This is a genomic window from Vibrio echinoideorum (assembly GCF_024347455.1).
GTDB classification, from domain to species: domain Bacteria; phylum Pseudomonadota; class Gammaproteobacteria; order Enterobacterales; family Vibrionaceae; genus Vibrio; species Vibrio echinoideorum.
Window position 1 is genome coordinate 1,999,715 of sequence record NZ_AP025483.1, and the last position, 16,552, is coordinate 2,016,266.

General features: G+C 42.5%; 17 protein-coding genes. 11 read left to right on the forward strand and 6 right to left on the reverse strand.

What is annotated here, in order from left to right; translation table 11 throughout:
- Nucleotides 1-220 precede the first annotated feature (220 nt).
- Both OCV36_RS09040 and OCV36_RS09045 read left to right on the forward strand, forming a co-directional pair.
- Entirely contained in the window at nucleotides 221-796 is a 576-nt protein-coding gene (locus tag OCV36_RS09040; protein WP_017075141.1) for a TetR family transcriptional regulator, read from the forward strand.
- 44 nt (nucleotides 797-840) lie between these two features.
- Nucleotides 841-1,197, forward strand: a complete 357-nt coding sequence (locus tag OCV36_RS09045; protein ID WP_017075142.1) for a DUF5329 family protein — start codon at nucleotides 841-843, stop codon at nucleotides 1,195-1,197.
- Between the two features lie 259 nt (nucleotides 1,198-1,456).
- Here the strand turns inward: OCV36_RS09045 and OCV36_RS09050 are convergent, their stop codons facing one another.
- Entirely contained in the window at nucleotides 1,457-2,359 is a 903-nt protein-coding gene (locus OCV36_RS09050) for a Vmh family MBL fold metallo-hydrolase (RefSeq protein ID WP_135454891.1), read from the reverse strand.
- A 181-nt stretch (nucleotides 2,360-2,540) separates the two neighbouring features.
- Between OCV36_RS09050 and OCV36_RS09055 the strand changes: the two genes are divergently transcribed.
- On the forward strand, nucleotides 2,541-3,434 hold the full coding sequence (locus tag OCV36_RS09055; RefSeq protein ID WP_135454893.1) for a LysR family transcriptional regulator: 894 nt from the start codon (nucleotides 2,541-2,543) through the stop codon (nucleotides 3,432-3,434).
- Nucleotides 3,435-3,577: 143 nt separating this feature from the next.
- Nucleotides 3,578-3,979, forward strand: a complete 402-nt coding sequence (locus tag OCV36_RS09060; protein ID WP_017075145.1) for an ACT domain-containing protein — start codon at nucleotides 3,578-3,580, stop codon at nucleotides 3,977-3,979.
- A 109-nt stretch (nucleotides 3,980-4,088) separates the two neighbouring features.
- Here the strand turns inward: OCV36_RS09060 and OCV36_RS09065 are convergent, their stop codons facing one another.
- The 4 genes from OCV36_RS09065 to OCV36_RS09080 form a co-directional block, all read right to left on the reverse strand.
- Nucleotides 4,089-5,975, reverse strand: coding sequence for a methyl-accepting chemotaxis protein (locus OCV36_RS09065; protein WP_135454895.1), 1,887 nt, complete (start codon nucleotides 5,973-5,975; stop codon nucleotides 4,089-4,091).
- A gap of 400 nt (nucleotides 5,976-6,375) precedes the next feature.
- The gene (locus tag OCV36_RS09070; protein ID WP_135454897.1) at nucleotides 6,376-6,858 is read right to left on the reverse strand and encodes an enoyl-CoA hydratase; all 483 of its coding nucleotides are present in this window, start codon (nucleotides 6,856-6,858) and stop codon (nucleotides 6,376-6,378) included.
- 139 nt (nucleotides 6,859-6,997) lie between these two features.
- Complete coding sequence (locus OCV36_RS09075; RefSeq protein WP_017075147.1) at nucleotides 6,998-7,669, reverse strand: hypothetical protein; 672 nt, start codon at nucleotides 7,667-7,669, stop codon at nucleotides 6,998-7,000.
- A gap of 90 nt (nucleotides 7,670-7,759) precedes the next feature.
- Nucleotides 7,760-8,236, reverse strand: a complete 477-nt coding sequence (locus tag OCV36_RS09080) for a cytochrome c (RefSeq protein ID WP_135454899.1) — start codon at nucleotides 8,234-8,236, stop codon at nucleotides 7,760-7,762.
- Nucleotides 8,237-8,429: 193 nt separating this feature from the next.
- Here OCV36_RS09080 and OCV36_RS09085 point away from each other — a divergent pair, with 193 nt between their 5' ends.
- Together OCV36_RS09085 and OCV36_RS09090 are read left to right on the forward strand one after the other, a co-directional pair.
- Nucleotides 8,430-9,053 (forward strand): cytochrome b/b6 domain-containing protein, encoded by a 624-nt coding sequence (locus OCV36_RS09085; RefSeq protein ID WP_135454901.1) that lies wholly within the window; start codon nucleotides 8,430-8,432, stop codon nucleotides 9,051-9,053.
- Nucleotides 9,054-9,090: 37 nt separating this feature from the next.
- Nucleotides 9,091-9,519, forward strand: coding sequence for a MarR family winged helix-turn-helix transcriptional regulator (locus OCV36_RS09090; RefSeq protein WP_135454903.1), 429 nt, complete (start codon nucleotides 9,091-9,093; stop codon nucleotides 9,517-9,519).
- 5 nt (nucleotides 9,520-9,524) lie between these two features.
- On the opposite strand, the gene OCV36_RS09095 is transcribed toward OCV36_RS09090, so the two are convergent.
- The gene (locus OCV36_RS09095) at nucleotides 9,525-10,241 is read right to left on the reverse strand and encodes a DUF1826 domain-containing protein (protein ID WP_135454906.1); all 717 of its coding nucleotides are present in this window, start codon (nucleotides 10,239-10,241) and stop codon (nucleotides 9,525-9,527) included.
- Between the two features lie 278 nt (nucleotides 10,242-10,519).
- Between OCV36_RS09095 and OCV36_RS09100 the strand changes: the two genes are divergently transcribed.
- The 5 genes from OCV36_RS09100 (at nucleotide 10,520) to OCV36_RS09120 (ending at nucleotide 16,271) form a co-directional block, all read left to right on the forward strand.
- The gene (locus OCV36_RS09100) at nucleotides 10,520-11,092 is read left to right on the forward strand and encodes a YceI family protein (protein WP_017075152.1); all 573 of its coding nucleotides are present in this window, start codon (nucleotides 10,520-10,522) and stop codon (nucleotides 11,090-11,092) included.
- Between the two features lie 211 nt (nucleotides 11,093-11,303).
- Nucleotides 11,304-12,548 carry an NADH:flavin oxidoreductase/NADH oxidase family protein gene (locus OCV36_RS09105; RefSeq protein WP_135454908.1) on the forward strand — a complete coding sequence of 415 codons (1,245 nt, stop codon included), beginning with the start codon at nucleotides 11,304-11,306 and terminating at the stop codon, nucleotides 12,546-12,548.
- Nucleotides 12,549-12,703: 155 nt separating this feature from the next.
- A complete protein-coding gene (locus tag OCV36_RS09110; protein WP_017075154.1) occupies nucleotides 12,704-13,399 on the forward strand; it encodes a VC0807 family protein in 696 nt (231 codons plus the stop codon).
- A gap of 198 nt (nucleotides 13,400-13,597) precedes the next feature.
- The gene (locus OCV36_RS09115; protein WP_135454910.1) at nucleotides 13,598-14,479 is read left to right on the forward strand and encodes a LysR family transcriptional regulator; all 882 of its coding nucleotides are present in this window, start codon (nucleotides 13,598-13,600) and stop codon (nucleotides 14,477-14,479) included.
- Nucleotides 14,480-14,585: 106 nt separating this feature from the next.
- Complete coding sequence (locus OCV36_RS09120) at nucleotides 14,586-16,271, forward strand: thiamine pyrophosphate-binding protein (protein WP_135454912.1); 1,686 nt, start codon at nucleotides 14,586-14,588, stop codon at nucleotides 16,269-16,271.
- The last annotated feature ends 281 nt before the right edge of the window (nucleotides 16,272-16,552 follow it).

The following is a 16,552-nucleotide window of genomic DNA, read 5'->3' on the forward strand; positions in this document are numbered from 1 at the left end:
TGTTACATTGTCAACGCACCAATTTGATATAAGAGCGCAATAACTCCTATGTATAACGGCAATAACTTATGTAAAACGGCAATACCTTTGCATTAAACGATGACCTCGTTTGACTGAGTAGACGGTAATCGATAGCATCAGGCTAATACTGTCGTTATCGAAAGTTCTTATTTTCAAAGTCTTAAATAAGGGTTTAGACACAATTTATTGGTAGTTAGAAATGCTTACTAAAGAAAAAATATTAGATGCATCGGAAATCGTTTTACGTAAGTTCGGCCCTAGAAAAACGACCGTTGTTGACGTAGCTCGTGCCCTTAATGTGAGTCACGGCACCGTTTACCGACACTTTGCAACTAAAGCGGAACTGCATGAAGCGATAACATTAAGATGGCTAGAGCGTGTCACCGCGCCATTAACCGAAATCACGCATAAATCAGAAAGCGCATCAGTAAAGCTTCGAGAGTGGTTTGAGTCGTTAACGGCCATTAAGAGAAGCATTTTTATTGGCGAGCCTGAGTTGTTTGAGTCGTATTCATCACTGGCGCAACAAACACCCGAGCACGTAAAGTCAAAACACATCAACCATCTGTTGCAGCAAGTTGAGTCGATTTTGAATGATGGTGTTACAGAGGGTGTCTTTGAAATTGAGGATTGTGCTATTACTGCGCGCTGCTTCTTTTTTGGTACCGTGCGTTACCACCACCCGCTTCACTCATCAGAGTGGACGAGCGACACCATTGAGCAAGAATTTACACAGCTTTTTTCTTTGTTAGAAAAAGCCATCTATAAACACTGATTTCTAATCGCTTTCATGAATAGCCGATTAGAAGGGAGAGGATGATGGTGAAGCGTACACTGTTTCTATGTGGGTTAATGGCCAGCCAATTGCTATCGCTGAATTATGCATTGGCCTCACCCCAACAAGAGATTGACCATCTGCTTAGCTTTGTTGAATCAACGCAGTGCAAATACGAACGAAATGGTGCAATTCACAACGGACCAGAAGCGGCTGCGCATATAAAAAAGAAAGCTAATTATTACGCCGACGATATTGAGTCTGCTGAAGATTTCATCGCGTATTCAGCAACAAAAAGCATGTTGAGTGGGCGTCATTACCAAGTTCACTGTGAAGGTAAAGCATCGGTTAACAGTGAAGTTTGGTTGAAAGCCGAACTTGATGATTTTCGATCTCGCTAACTTGCTAACTTGCTAACTTGCTAACTGCTAACTGCTAACTGCTAACTGCTAATGAACAACAAAGCACGTAACAAAGTGCAAAAAAAAGTGCTCCTAAATAGGAGCACTTTTTGTTTTTTGATACTTCCTGTATCCATAGACAAGTCCAATCTGTAGTACCTTCACTGAAAGCCAGATCATCGATATCTCCAGTTGTGTATCAACTTAAATCTAGCACATAATCTTCAGGCTTTTCTGAAACACAACCGAGATAATGAACTTAGTGCCAATCCATCTCACCGCTTAGTACTTTGGCACCTAGTTCTAGGTCGCCTTCTGTTGCCTTGAATTGTGGGTATGCTTTCTTCATGTAATCACTGATATCAACCGATGTTGGGTTAGTGGTACTTACTAGTGCTTTTTCAACTTCAGCCACGTAGTCCATTGTAAATTGAACACTGTTAACACCGGTTGGCATTTCACCTAAGTAATGACCTGGAATCACCACCTCTGGCTCAAGTGCTTTCATGCGTTCTAGTGATTGCGCCCACTGTTCACGAATATCTTTTGACTGTGTATCTGCCATCCATACGTGTACTCCGCTATAAACGGACACACCACCAAACACAGTCTTTTCAGATGGAACCCACAGGTAAGCTTGGTGTGTATTGATTTCTCTCACTTCGATATTTTCACCTTCAATGCTCAGCGTAGTGTCGTTAAGAACGGTTGGCACAATGACTTTAGACGGCGCGTTGTCTTCTAAAATCGGGCCCCAGTATTCTAGCTTTGCATCTTTGGTACGCTTGATATGCGCAACAATCGCTTCACTGGCAACGACCTCAACGTTAGGAAATGCGGCTACAATCGGCTCCAATCCGAAGTAGAAATCCGGGTCGCCACTGCTGATGTAAACCATCGACAACTCTTTACCTGTGGCTTTGATTTTTTCCACCAGATTTTTTCCATCTGCGACGCTAAATTGCGCGTCAAACAGAATCACTTCTTTCTCACCCGAAACCAATACCGAGCTTGCTGGGAATATCGCGTTTTCACCTGGATTGTAATGGGTGATCGTTAGATCCGCTGCAGACACAGCCGTTGATGCAGCCAATATGGTTCCTAAACTCATCGTTCTTAAAAGCGTGGTTCTTGATAAAAGGAGCTTAGATAGCTTTGTCATAGTTTTATTCCGTAATTTGAAGCTGAATTTCTGCCAGCTAGTTGAGTATGAAAAACATCTTATTTGATTGGATTTAGATGAAATAGGCATCAAATTAACTTTCACTGTTGCATTTTTCGGACATATAATGAAGTTCGCACATATGCTGTGTGTTAATCCTTTTCTTTAGATGGTGAAAATAATGGATAGACTTGAGGCAATGAATGTCTTCGTCACAATAGTCGAACGTGGCAGTTTGAGTTCAGCGGCAGAGCACCTCGACATCTCAAGAACCAAAGTGACACGCTATTTGGGAGAACTAGAAAGTTGGATGGACACACGTTTACTTCACAGAACCACTCGTAGCCTAAGCTTAACCAACGCAGGAAAAGAGACACTTGAAGTGGCGCGAGAACTGCTCGCGCTTGAAGAGTCCTTGAGCGGCATCAGAAATCAAAACCGCCAGCAGTTAAAGGGGCAACTGCGTATAACAGCCAGTTATTCTATTGTTGATAGCTTTTTGATTGATGCAATCAGTCACTTCATCGCTCAATGGCCAGAGGTGTCTATCGATATCATCACCACAGATGAAACCGTCAACCTAGTCGAATCTCGAATTGACCTCGCCCTGCGAATTACCAATGAACTGACTTCAAATATCGTCGCCAGACAACTCGGCGAGTGCCGCTCTGTAACATGCGCGTCACCTCAATATCTAAAAGAGAAAGGTGCACCCAAAAACGCGCAAGATTTAGCGCACCACAACTGTCTGTCATTCAGTTATTTTGGCAAAACCGCGTGGAAGTTTAATGGCCCCAATGGGCTCGAATCAGTGCCGATTAAAGGGAATATCAGTGCAAATACGTCCGAAGTTCTGCTTTCTGCCACACTCAAAGGTAACGGTATCTGCTTACTGCCATTTCCTTCCGTCGAGGGCTTGGTGCGTGAAGGCCAATTAATACAATTATTGCCAGAGTGGAAACCCAAAGTATTGGGTGTGCATGCTATTTATGGAACGCGTAAACAAGTGACGCCGTTGTTAAGAGCTTTTATCGATCACTTATCCAATGAAATGGAACAATCTAAAAGCTGGTAGACTGCCACCATCATTAATAAAACTGATGTTTAATTAGAATTATTAATTTTACTTATGACCCGTTAGCTCATATCGTAATTCGCATAATTTAGAACTCAGTGAACATAACCAAAAGCCATGTTCACACCTACAAGGAAATAAATATGACTGCCATTACTGATTTAGACATTCTTCTGAAATCCATGTCGCCAGAATTAATTGAAGGGAACTATGTTTTTTGCACGGTTGATGGAGCATTGCCTGATTATATTCAGCTTGATCCAATCGCGACATTCCGTGAAAAAGAAGGCCTAACGTTGGTATTAAACGAAGACGCTGCAACTCAGGCCCAACTCGATTTTGAAGGCGTGTTTAGCCTTATTACTCTATCGGTACATTCTAGCCTTGAAGCGGTTGGATTAACGGCCGCTTTTGCCACAAAGCTGGGGTCATATGGCATTAGTGCCAATGTTGTTGCGGGTTACTATCACGACCATATCTTTGTTCAAAAAGACAAAGCAGATGAAGCAATGAGCGCACTTAGAGAGTTTGCAGAATCAGAATAACGCCTAGCTGAACAGTTCTTCATAAATACAAAAAAAGCGACGTAATGTACGTCGCTTTGGCGCGTTGCTAACCACTAGTTCACCGATCAGGCATCAGCGAATAAGTCAGTTAAGCAAGCTTAAACGTTGCTACCTTGTCACTTAGGCCTGCAGCCTGGCTCTTAAGTTCGTTCGATTCAGTTAAGCTGTCTTGTGCACCAACAACTAAGTGGTCAGTCACATCTTTAATGGTCGTGATGTTCTGGGTGATTTCGCCCGTCACATGTGTTTGTTCTTCTGCTGCGGTTGCAATTTGAGTCGCCATATCACTAATCAAAGCAACGGCAGTATTGATCTCTTCAAGAGCGTGCGAAGCTCTGTCGGCATCTTCTACTGAATGCAATGCGAGCTTAGAACTACTCTCCATTAACTCAACGGCTTGGCCTGTTGTTTTCTGTAGAATATCAATCGTCGATTTGATCTCTTCCGTAGAAGAGTGAGTACGCTGTGAAAGCACTCGTACTTCATCAGCTACTACCGCAAAACCACGCCCTTGTTCACCAGCACGAGCCGCTTCAATGGCTGCATTCAGAGCCAGTAAGTTCGTCTGTTCAGCAATGCCTTGAATCGTCGCTAATACTGTCGAGATCTCTTGAGCGTGCTTGTTCAGTTCACTGATTACGTTACCCGCTTCGTTAACTTCATTGGCTAGGTTATTGATCGAGCCTTTGGTGTCTACTACCAGAGCGTGACCGCTGTTAGTACTCGTCGCTGAATCTTGTGCTGCTTTTGCGGTTTGTTCTGCGTGTGACGCTATCTCTTGCGTTGCACACGCCATTTCTGTTACCGCCGTCGCGACCATCGTGATTTCTTGTTGTTGATGGTTAAGCTCGTTCACCGAACGGTTCGCACGCTGAGTACTTTGCTCTGATTGGTTGTTAAGTTGTTCTGATTGACCACGAATATGACCAATCAACTGCTGAAGGCTACCAACAAAAGTATTGAAGTTATGTGCTAATTCCCCAACTTCATCTTGGTTTTCAACATGGATACGCTGAGTTAAGTCACCACTACCATTAGCGATTTGTGCCAAGGCTTTCGAAACATGGTTTAGCGGGCGAAATAGAATCGTACACAACAGGTTAAACAGCACCGTACATACAATCACAACAAGTAACGTCACTAAGACTTGGCCAAGTACAGCATCAAATAACGGTGCAACCAAAGAGTCGTGATTCACTACGCTAACAGTAATCAGCTCTGTTCCTTCAATCGCGCTCGCATAAAGAACATAATCGCTACCATTCAACTCAATGCATGTATCTTTTCTGCTCGTTAGTGCTTTTTGTACATCCGAAAAATCCAATCCAAGCGAACTAATATTCTTGTTCAATAACTTGGTGTCTGGATGCGTGTAAACCGTGCCCTTCTTGGTCGCGATAAACATGTAACCTTCACCAGGAAGAATCACTTTTTCAAGGCTGTTAAGAATGTCGGTAATCTCAACATCCGCACCTAAAACGACTTGCTGACCATGCAACTGCATCGCAGTACCCAATGACACAACGTTAGCACCAGTCGCAGCGGCAACCGTTGGGTTGTCCATAAACACTTTACTAGGGTTTGCTACCGCATTGGTGTACCAACCCCATTGGCGAGGATCATCATTACCTGGTGGCAATACCACTCCGTTCGCGTTCTTTTGTGAACCATCAGGGAAGGCTAAAAATACATTATCAAAAGACGCCGAATCACGAACTTGTTTAAGATGAGTCACTAAACTGTCTTGTTGTGATTCTTTCGGAAGAGAAGTCAACGCGCGTTCTTTAGATAAGATCCAATCTGATACATATTGATTGTAAGATGCCGACGTCCCTTCTAAACGTTGTGCGACTTCAATATCGAGCCTTTGTAATGAAGCACGAAAAGAAAGAGCTTCGACCAAAATCCCCCCCAGGATAATGGCCATGCTAGCTGAGATCGCTAGCTTATTTTTAAGCGAGAGTTTCTTGAACATAGGAAACCTATAGTTTGGAAGTAAAAAACCGTGGCGAACAAATTGGTTGCCAAGACGGTTGCAAGCTGCATATATTTTACGCTTTAAAATAAATAATGAAACCAACCAACGAGTTGTATTTTGATATGTGTGAACGAGGGCACGAACGGCGATGCATTCACAAAACAAATACTCCAAAACTCCTCTGTTCAAATCATATCTAGAGATCTCTTGAAGTAAGATTTATCGAGTGCACTCTATTCTTTCAGCATTTTTTAGCCACCAAATAAAAAAGGACACAACGCATGGTGTTCTGTCCTTTTATTTAATCTAGAGCTTACCAAATAGCGTTTTTATTTTCTTTCAAGTCAAGATTCATACTTAAATATGTAAGCTTCTTTTCTCTAAATAATAGAAACATCTAACTATTCAGCTTTCTTTCATCAAACAGTTTTGGTTTGAACGAACCTAGCACTAACTCTGCGAGCAACGGAAGCGCGTTAGACATACCGATCCATTGTTCAATTTGAGCTTTATCTAAATATGCTTGGCTAACCTGCCCTTGAGGTATTGAAGCCTTAGCAAGCTCGACCAATTCAGGCATCATTGGCACTAAGAAAGCGAACGCATTGACGCTCAAGAACGCTAGCATCACAAGCTTAACTTTCAACCAGTTAGGTTTCTGCTTTACAGAGAAGTAGTAATATAAATCTGCAAATAGCTTTAGTCCTAAGCCCGGTAAAATCAGGATATAGGCACTTAACTCTTTGTACATACCAACGTGGTACGCCATTTCGGCAGTTTCATGCCCCAGCGTTGCGCCTATAACAATGTGAGACAAAATACCGCCCACATACATAATAGTGCCGATTTCGTTTAGGAAATTGATCAATCGATTATTCATACTGTCCGCTTTTATATTTATTTGCTTGTTTGTTTATCTGAGTATCTGAGTATCTGAGTATCTGAGTATCTGAGAAAGTTTGGGGCTATTACCAATAACTAGGGTTATTCGTTAATAAGCGGTACTCAATCAGCAACGATTATTTGTTATTAGTCAAAGAAAGCTTGTAACCCAAATATTGAATATTCACATCAGCGTACCCCAACGTAACGGCCTCAAATTGGTGACTCAGCTCTTTTGCATGCTGTGCATCCTGAGCAATAAAAGAAACCGAATACACAGGTCGAACAACATTGTTCTCAAGTTTTTGCGTATCAAGATATGAGGATGTTACAAGACCTGCTTGGTTAAGACTGATCACTCTTTGCAAATCAATACTAAGCACACGGTCTATTTCAAGAGCTTCAATTCCCTGTTTCCATGTAATGGTGACACCATAATTATTATAATCTGGCGTGTTATCTAGCCACTTAGAACCTAGCGGAATGATTTTGGCAATGTTAACTAAATCTTTTTTATAAAGCGGTAAATGAGCCAGTTTGTCTTGTACTTGCTGTGGGTCATTCGCTTCAATAACAAAACGTAATAACTGTACCGAACGGCCATCAACCTCGCTATGTGACACATACATGTCTTTGATTTCACCTTGGTCAATTAGCTTACTGAATTCAGCCTTTTGCTCTGGCATGTTGTCGAGCACCTGCTCTAAATTGTTGGTATTCCACTCCAGTTCAACGGCGTAGTCTGCCGCACTAGTGAAAGCAGAAAATAAGATTGAAGTGGCAAATGCGGTAAATGTAATAGTTTTCATGGTTTGTTCCTTTCTTGCTGAATAAATTTGGCTGACTAAATGTGATAAGTAAATTTGACTGGTCGATTTGGTTGAACAATTTAAACGACGTTACCAACGAGAGCGGTATGAGCGATGGCAGCTTTTGCAAGTGTCTTGCGCTGCTTCTAATCCTGATTCCGCTAACGATACATCACTGCTTTGACTGCCTCGGTAGAGTTCCTGAAAACCCTGATCCATTTGCCCAAGTAGTCGATTGAATTTCTCCGGCTGGCTCCAAACAGTTTCCTTTGCTTTGCTCCCCTCTTGGCTGCCCGACGGAAACAATGTCAGTAACGCTTCGCTATGTGTTGTTAGCTTTAAACTGGTTTCTTCAAGCGCCAGCCAATTCGTATCGTTGCCATCCAAAGTGTCATTGGCTTTCTCAACTAAGGTTTCAACCTGTGTAAAAGCGTCTTGGCGCTGTTCTATTTGGCTTGCATGACTTTGTAAGTTTTGACTTTGAGTAGCATCGTTTTGTGAGCCTATTGCGTAGGCACTTGTTAAAACGGTTGTCGTACACAGTAGGCTCGCCATTGTCTTGTTCATATTGTTCTCTCTTCGCTGTGTTTATCGTTCGTTATTTTATTTTGATGCCTGATATCGATGGTTCGTTTCGGTGTTTTGTCTTGCTTTGATGAATTCAATTCACACAACAATAGTTGCGGTTGCAACTATTGTTGTGTAAATTAATGCAAATCGAACAGATGTTACGTAAACAAACAACAAAGAGAATGAAGCTATGAAAATTTGGGATCTATCAACTCGCCTATATCACTGGGCTCAAGCCGCGCTTTTTATAGGTTTAATGGCATCGGGTATTTCTGGTAATGGACCCCATATTCAACTGGGGTTGGCACTCATGACATTGATCATTTGGAGATTGATTTGGGGTTGGGTTGGCAGTGAAACAAGCCGATTCAGACAATTTCTACGTTCACCAAGATCGGTTATTCACTATCTACAAGGCAAAGAAAAAACAAAGCCGGGTCATAACCCTGCAGGTGGTTGGATGGTTGTAACACTGCTACTGGCTTTAGTTCTTCAGTGTGTCTCAGGTTTAGCCTTAGCTGGATTTCTTGACCACTTGCCCTATGCAAATGTTTGGTTGAATGACTCCGTGTTTTCGGTATTAGAAAACGTTCACCTTGCCATGATAAAAGTTCTTCCTACTCTGGTTGGTGTACACGTCTTTGCCGTTCTTTTCTATAAATTACGTTCAAAACCATTAACTTGGGCGATGATCACAGGCTTTCAAACACAAATCCAATTTAATGGAAGCGTAGCGTTTGTATCGCAATGGCGTGCGTTGTTTGTACTTGCTTTAGCTGCAATGTTTACCGTTATTCTGGTTGCATTGGCGTAAATTAAACCGATTTAATCTGGAGCGTAGGAACGAATCAATGAATGAAGTGCTTAATAAACAGCAAACCGCTCGTTGGTTGATCCATGTAATCGCAAACGATGCAGCAAAGACATTTGATTCAGAACTCAAAAAACATGGATTAACCATTGCTCTTTGGCCAACATTGATGTGTTTATGGGAAAAAGAAGGGGTGACTCAACGAGCGATTGCTCAAAAATCCAAAGTAGAAAATTCGACCACGACTCGTACCTTAGACAAACTCGAACGTCTTGGTTTGATTGAACGACGGCTTGACCCAAACAGCCGTCGCTCTTTCAATATTTACCTAACCGATAACGGACGTGCGATCCAAGAAGATCTCTTGCCGATCCCTGTCCAAGTCAATCAACAATACTTAAGTGTATTAGAACCAGACGAACAAAAAGAGATCCGTCGTTTACTGCAGAAAATGGTCTCGCGTATATAGCTCGATTAACCAAAATCCAACGTCAGCAAGAGCCGCGTATCGTCAGGTGAAGCCACTGGTGAGCGATGGACAAGGCCAGAGTTCTCGTTTCCGCTCCAGCGCTCACCCTTTAACAGTGCAACATCGCCACTCGAGAGTTGCTTAATATCAGGCTCGTGACTGTACAGCCCTGAAGCCGAATCTGGTTGTCCATTACTTCCACGACCTAGCTTAGAGCGGTCGACCGAATAGTTTGGTAGCCATTGAGTTGCTGTGCCGTGATAGGTAGTCACTAAGCGGCAAGGCACTTGATCAAAGTGAAAACGTGGACACATTGCTTGATTCAAAACCGCTAAGCGTAGCCCGACTTCTTCAAGCTCGAACAAACAACAGAACATATCCACCAGCTCCGCCATATTGTCTAATAGCGCCTTTGAAGCCGTTCCATCCGTCGCAAACTCCAATTTCTCAAAAGCGTTGTCGGGTGAAAGGCTAATAGACTTACTAAATTTGGGATTCAAAGCGATAAACTCGTTGATTTCATCCGTTAGTTCTTCATCAAAATTACGCTGCCAAATCGCAATGTTGATTCCAGTTTTGTATATATCGGATAATACTGTCGGCTCTTCTGAAGCGCTAAAACATAGGTTCTGGCTTGCCTGTTCCTTAATGTTTTCGATCAAACTCGCACTCGATGACTGGCTGATACTCGTTGCCAAAGATTCGGTTAAAACGGCATTCATTACGTGATCTCCTTACGTATTCTTATCGCCTCCCTCTTACTTTTATCATCAATATTTAAATGTAAGAGCGATCTATAGTTATGTTATAACATAACAAACACAATCCGGACAACTAGCCGATCATGGTTCCAATAATATGGCGACGTACTCCCTTACCTAGGGTAATTTGTTGCATGCTAGGCTAAGCTTTTATTTATCTTTCTTTCCCAAAAGATATTCAGAAAGTGAACCGGTTTATAACGTTAGACCTGTAAATTCATCAATGTGGTGACCAAACTATGAAAAAACTAATCCCTACGCTCGGTCTCTTTTGTGCCGTTATCTCTGCGCAATCTTTCGCGGAAAGCGGCTACACGTTAGATTCAAAGTTGTCGAATATCACCTTCGCAACCATTAAGAAACAGTTTGTTGTTGAGCCTGCGTCCATCAAAGCGTTATCAGGAGGGCTCACAGAAGATGGCCAGTTTTCTATAATGTTGGATTTAAAAAGTCTAAGCACCGGAGTTGCGATTCGTGACCAGCGACTCAATGAACTCTACTTTGAATCAATCACTTTCCCTGAAGTAAAGGTATCCGGGAAAATTGATCCCTCCATACTTTCTGGCGATCCGAAAAACACGACTATCGAAGCCGAAGTCACCTTACATGGCGTGACCAAGAAGATTAATTTCCCTGTTTTGGTGGTTCCTGCGGACGGCTTTGTGATGGTCAATTCAGCTTCAACCATTATTGTAAATGGCGCTGATTTTGGAATATCGACAGATAACCTAAACAAGCTTTCAGCAACCGTTGGTGGGTTAGCCATTTCAGATAAGATCCCACTAAGCTTCAATCTTCTCTTCGACAGATAGTTTTTTCACACCCGCCCTCTTAGATCCCCCTAAAGCCACACTCACTTATTTTTGTGGTTGGCACTTGAGGGGGAAACATTCAGTTATTCTCAATGTCTATAAAGTTCAAAACTGAACACATATAAACCAAACATGAGTCAGATTGCTCGGAACAGTCGAAAAAATAAGACATACTAAAGCCATCATATAAAAAGATAGTAGCCAATAGCGCATGAATTCGAGCAACCTCAGCAAGCCGTTCACTCTTTCCAACGGTCAAGTCATCAAGAATCGCCTCTTCAAATCAGCGATGAGTGAACAACTTGGCGACAAGCAACATAACCCTAAAACTGGCTTAACAACCCTATATCAACGTTGGGCTGAAGGTGGCATCGGTTTATCCATGACAGGTAACGTGATGGTTGATAGAAATGCGCTTGGAGAGCCGAATAACGTTGTTTTGGACGAGAAAAGTGACCTCAGCATCTTTCGCCATTGGGCAAATGCCGGAAAACAAAACGGCTCACAGATATGGATGCAGCTAAACCACCCAGGCAAACAGATCCCTAAGTTCCTTTGTGATCAGCCAGTCGCACCTTCAGCAATCTCTTTAGAGCGCGGGTTAGAGAAAGGCTTTAACACGCCTCGCGCGCTCACTGATCCTGAGATCCACGACGTGATTAACAAGTTTGCCCATAGTGCTAAGCTAGCAAAGCAAACGGGATTTACTGGCGTGCAAATTCACGGCGCTCATGGTTACCTAGTGAGTCAATTCTTGTCATCAAGACACAACCAACGTAACGATAAATGGGGTGGTTCATTGGAGAACCGACTTCGATTCGTACTCGAAGTTTACCGTGCGATCCGCAAAGAAGTGGGTAACGATTTTCCCGTGGGGATTAAGCTCAATAGCGCTGACTTCATGAAAGGCGGTTTCACCGAAGAAGAGTCGATGCAAGTTGTACAAACGCTCAGTAACAACGGCATCGACTTGATTGAAATATCTGGTGGCACATATGAAAGCCCCTCGATGATGGGTTCTAAGAATAAAAACGAACCTGTAAAGGCAAGCACGTTAAAGCGTGAAGCCTATTTTATGGATTACATGGTTAAGGTAAGAAAGCTAGTAGATACACCTTTGGTGGTCACTGGTGGCTTTCGAACGGCACCAGCAATGAACGAAGCATTGCAAACTTCCGCGACTGACTTTATTGGAATTGCACGAACCATGGCGGTTGACCCTGACTTCCCCAATAAACTGATAGACGATCCAAACCACGGAATGCCATTAACTGTGCCAACGACAGGTAAGCCGACATTAGATAAAATGGCGATGGTTGGACTGGTTTGGTACGAGCATCAAATGTGGCGCATTGCCGCTGGGAAAAATGCCGACCCCAAATTAAGTGCGCTTAGTGTGGTCATTAAAACGATTCTAAGTGCTGGTTGGCATTCCTTTAAAAAACGCAGAGCCTAACGGGTTTATTTTATTCAATTCAAGGCATTAAGCGGTCTGTAACGAGGTAAATGTCACATGTCGTTACACAGCATGGTGCCTTAGGGCTTTACATCTTAGGCGAGGTAAACAACAATCCCTGAGAATAAATCCATAACATAATGTATTTAGAAATTATGAGTAACACAGAAAACAAAAAATCGAACCCTCTTTTCGAAATCGTTTTTAACGTATTTCTTCCGTCATTCATCTTAATGAAGTTCAGTGGAGAAGAGCATTTAGGAACGGGTTTAGCGCTACTTGTCGCATTGGCTTTCCCTATCGCTTACGGTGGTATGGAGCTAATCCGCAACAAGAAATTTAACTTCATCGCGGCACTTGGTTTTGTGAGTGTGTTATTAACAGGTGGCATTGGCTTCTTCGAATTAGACACGCGTTGGTTAGCATTAAAAGAAGCATTAATCCCCGGCCTGATTGGTCTAGCGGTTCTTGGTTCTACTTTCACTCGCTACCCGTTCATCCAAAAAGTTATCTTTACGCCAGCACTGTTAAACATCTCTCTAATTGAAGAGCGTTTAAGACAGTTCGGTAACCAAGCAAAGTTTGACCGTTGCCTCATGACATCAAACTACATGTTCGCGAGTACTTTCGCCTTTTCTTCTGCGATGAACTACTTTCTTGCAACTTGGATTGTCACAAGCCCTGCCGGCACTGCAGCCTTTAATGAAGAACTTGGTAAGCTGACACTTTACAGCTACCCAGCCATTGCTATCCCAAGCATGCTGATGATGTTAGGCATTTTCTATTACATTTGGCGCCAAGTTCGCGCTATGACGTCACTAGAAACCGAGAAAATCTTTATTACTAAGTAGCTCTTACCGAACTACCTTAGTGTCTCGTCCTAAAATAGAAACACACCAAAGCTCAGCACATCCGCTGGGCTTTTTTGTTGGATGTCGCTTAACTACCCCGTTTCCCACACACATTACCAACTGCAATTTAAATACCGAATGTGCATGTATTTTCATGTGTTACTCTTTAAGAAAGGGGCGAATTTAGAGCGGTAAAACATGAAGAATCAAATAGACGACTATTATGTATTTTGTCAGGTCGCAAAATACGGCAGTATGAAAAAAGCCAGTGAGCGAGTAAAACTGCCACTTTCTACTGTAAGTCGACGAATTGTAGGGCTTGAACAAGGCTTGGGAGTCCAGCTTTTTATTCGGAGTAAGAATAAGCTAACTCTATCTAACCAAGGGGAGAAATACTTCCAAGCACTCAATAAACACCTAGAAGCTTTTGTTCATTCATTGGATGCGTTACATGAAGACTCTGGAAAGTTGCATGGTAAAGTGGTGATATCTGCTACTAAGCAGTTCTACCTTAAGTTTATGTACCCATACCTCAAAGACTTACTCAAACAGAACCCAGATCTCTCGATCGAACTTAAAAACTCCCATAGCTCAACCGAACTCACCGAAGATGTAGATATCGCTGTTGCAAGCGGCGAACTGCCCGAGACAAACCTCATCGCCAGAAAGTTGATAGATGTCCCGTTAATCTTCGTTGCAAGCCACGAATTTCAGACTTCTTATCAATCAGAAATCGCCAATGGTGAATTCAATAAAACGCCCTACATTGGTACATTCTCTCACCCTACTCTAACCGTGTTACGTCGCTCTACCGAAGAACAGTTTCGACTCAAAATCGATTGCCGCCTCACTGTTATGGATATGGAAATGGTCGTCGTTGCCGTACTAGATTCTCTTGGTTATGCGGTCATTCCAACCTATATCCATGAAGATATTGCCGCTGCTGACAAGGTAATTGAAATATTTGATGACTACACCATCAGCCCGGTTAGATTCAGCTTGTTATATAGAGATAAAAATCTGCAGACCGCAGCTCAGCGGGCTGTTGTCGAAAGCATAATGGACGGTTTCCAAAAATGAGATTGCCGAACTCAAAAAGTCGTCTATATCGATTTTTATGATCCTTTTAATATTACCTCATCCAAACACAGCAACCGCTGACAATAAAATTCAATGAGGTAACACCATGAAAAAAGTATCACTATCAACCTACATCTTAATGCGCCTAAAAGAACTAAATACGAACCACATTTTCGGCATCCCCGGTGATTACGTACTTCCATTATTTGACGAAATCCTTGATGGCGACCATGGCGTGCAACACATTATGCCTTGCAACGAACTTAACGGAACTTACGCAGCTGATGGTTACGCCAAGCAAAATGGATTTGGGGCAATGGCGGTCACATTTGGTGTTGGTTCACTTAGCTGCGCCAATGGTTTAGCCAGCGCTTATGCCGACGATACGCCGATTCTAGTATTGGCCGGAGCACCAGCCATTAGCGTATTGAAAACACCAACCGAACGACTTTATCATCACGCTATTGGTAATAAGTTTGATACCAACGTTGATATGTTCAAACATATTACTTGTGTGAGCCAACGAGTTGAGAGCATTGATACCGCACCCTACTACGTTGACCAGATGCTACGTAAAGCCATGCAAACTAAAAAGCCAGTATATTTGGAAGTCCCATACGACATGCAAACAATGGATGTCGATGCACCAACAAAACCATTAGACTTAATGTTAGATCAGTCTTCGATATCAAACCTTGAAGCCGCATTGCAAGAAACCGTTATTCTATTGCACCGTTCACGCACCCGTAGCGTCGTGACAGGCCATCTACTTCAACGTGAAGCACTCGTTCCTCAAGGTATCGAACTGGTTAATCAACTAAATGCGGCTGTAGCAACAACATTTACCTGCAAAATGGGTGATTTTGAGGCACATGACAACAATGTTGGTATTTATATGGGTGAAGTCAGCGAAGACTATACAAAAGAAATGGTCGACGGTGCTGATGTTGCTATTGCATTAGGGGTCACATTAAACGAGTTCGATACTGGAGTGTTCTCCACCCAACTCGGTAAAAAACAAGATGCTATCTGGATCCGTCAAGATTATGTAGAAATCAACGGTCGTCGCTTTGACCAAGTGTACTTACGTGATTTTTTGCCAACATTATTGGGGGCGATTAAAGATATCGAAGCTGGTCAATTGATATTACAACCAAGAAGAAAATTTGCATTTGAACAACGCGACGCTTTTGTACCAACAAACAATGACTTAACTATTGATCGACTGTTCATTCAATTTTCAAATTACCTAGAAGAAGGTGATATGTTGTATGGCGATACTGGTGGCTTTATCAATAGTACACAAGCTGAATTCCCTGCAGATATTATTATGCACGGTTGTGGAAACTGGGGGTCACTTGGCGCCGGGTTCGGTATGTTCGTAGGCGCAAACTTTGCGAATGAACAACTCAATCGCCGATCTATTACCATCCAAGGTGAAGGTGCGTTTACCATGAGCGCTCAAGATCTTGCTACATTGATTCACCATAAAAAGGACGCTGTTATTTTTCTTCTCGATAATTCTGGTTATGGTGCAGAACGAGCGATTAACCCAGGCAAACAGCGCTCGTATAATGACATTGCGGTTTGGAAATATGAAAAACTTGGCGAAGCATTAGGAGGCACCGAAGGCAAAGACGTTCATAGCTATGTTGCCCACACAGAAAAAGATATGGCAAACATCTTTGAAGCATTGAAAGCCCCTAAAGGCATCAATATTGTTCGAATCATGTTAGACCCTGATGACTCTGCAGCCTTCAACCTCCGCTTTAGTCAATTACTGCGTCACTAAGTCGCTTTAATTCTATACTTCACTACATTTAACACCCCACAATATTTACACCTCACCATCAAAGCCTAGCTCTATCGCTAGGCTTTTTGTTTCTATTCTCTCATTTAACCGACCAGTAATACGCTCACTTATGATTGGCTTTATCAATCAAATGAAAGGTTCGCGTTCACCTTTCTCATGCCAGCTTGATAGCGAGCATTTAAATTACCAATAGCTAAAGAACTGCATTCGGTTATACTGAAAGATGATTTAACGCTCAATCTTGTTGATTACTTTACAAT

Coding starts and splice junctions, on each gene's coding strand:
- OCV36_RS09075 (WP_017075147.1), bottom strand. CDS start 7,669: ATGAAAACTATTACATTTACCGCATTTGCCACTTCAATCTTATTTTCT.
- OCV36_RS09050 (WP_135454891.1), bottom strand. CDS start 2,359: ATGACAAAGCTATCTAAGCTCCTTTTATCAAGAACCACGCTTTTAAGA.
- OCV36_RS09100 (WP_017075152.1), top strand. CDS start 10,520: ATGAAAAAACTAATCCCTACGCTCGGTCTCTTTTGTGCCGTTATCTCT.
- OCV36_RS09090 (WP_135454903.1), top strand. CDS start 9,091: ATGAATGAAGTGCTTAATAAACAGCAAACCGCTCGTTGGTTGATCCAT.
- OCV36_RS09110 (WP_017075154.1), top strand. CDS start 12,704: ATGAGTAACACAGAAAACAAAAAATCGAACCCTCTTTTCGAAATCGTT.
- OCV36_RS09080 (WP_135454899.1), bottom strand. CDS start 8,236: ATGAACAAGACAATGGCGAGCCTACTGTGTACGACAACCGTTTTAACA.
- OCV36_RS09070 (WP_135454897.1), bottom strand. CDS start 6,858: ATGAATAATCGATTGATCAATTTCCTAAACGAAATCGGCACTATTATG.
- OCV36_RS09040 (WP_017075141.1), top strand. CDS start 221: ATGCTTACTAAAGAAAAAATATTAGATGCATCGGAAATCGTTTTACGT.
- OCV36_RS09045 (WP_017075142.1), top strand. CDS start 841: ATGGTGAAGCGTACACTGTTTCTATGTGGGTTAATGGCCAGCCAATTG.
- OCV36_RS09120 (WP_135454912.1), top strand. CDS start 14,586: ATGAAAAAAGTATCACTATCAACCTACATCTTAATGCGCCTAAAAGAA.
- OCV36_RS09115 (WP_135454910.1), top strand. CDS start 13,598: ATGAAGAATCAAATAGACGACTATTATGTATTTTGTCAGGTCGCAAAA.
- OCV36_RS09065 (WP_135454895.1), bottom strand. CDS start 5,975: ATGTTCAAGAAACTCTCGCTTAAAAATAAGCTAGCGATCTCAGCTAGC.
- OCV36_RS09085 (WP_135454901.1), top strand. CDS start 8,430: ATGAAAATTTGGGATCTATCAACTCGCCTATATCACTGGGCTCAAGCC.
- OCV36_RS09105 (WP_135454908.1), top strand. CDS start 11,304: ATGAATTCGAGCAACCTCAGCAAGCCGTTCACTCTTTCCAACGGTCAA.
- OCV36_RS09060 (WP_017075145.1), top strand. CDS start 3,578: ATGACTGCCATTACTGATTTAGACATTCTTCTGAAATCCATGTCGCCA.
- OCV36_RS09095 (WP_135454906.1), bottom strand. CDS start 10,241: ATGAATGCCGTTTTAACCGAATCTTTGGCAACGAGTATCAGCCAGTCA.
- OCV36_RS09055 (WP_135454893.1), top strand. CDS start 2,541: ATGGATAGACTTGAGGCAATGAATGTCTTCGTCACAATAGTCGAACGT.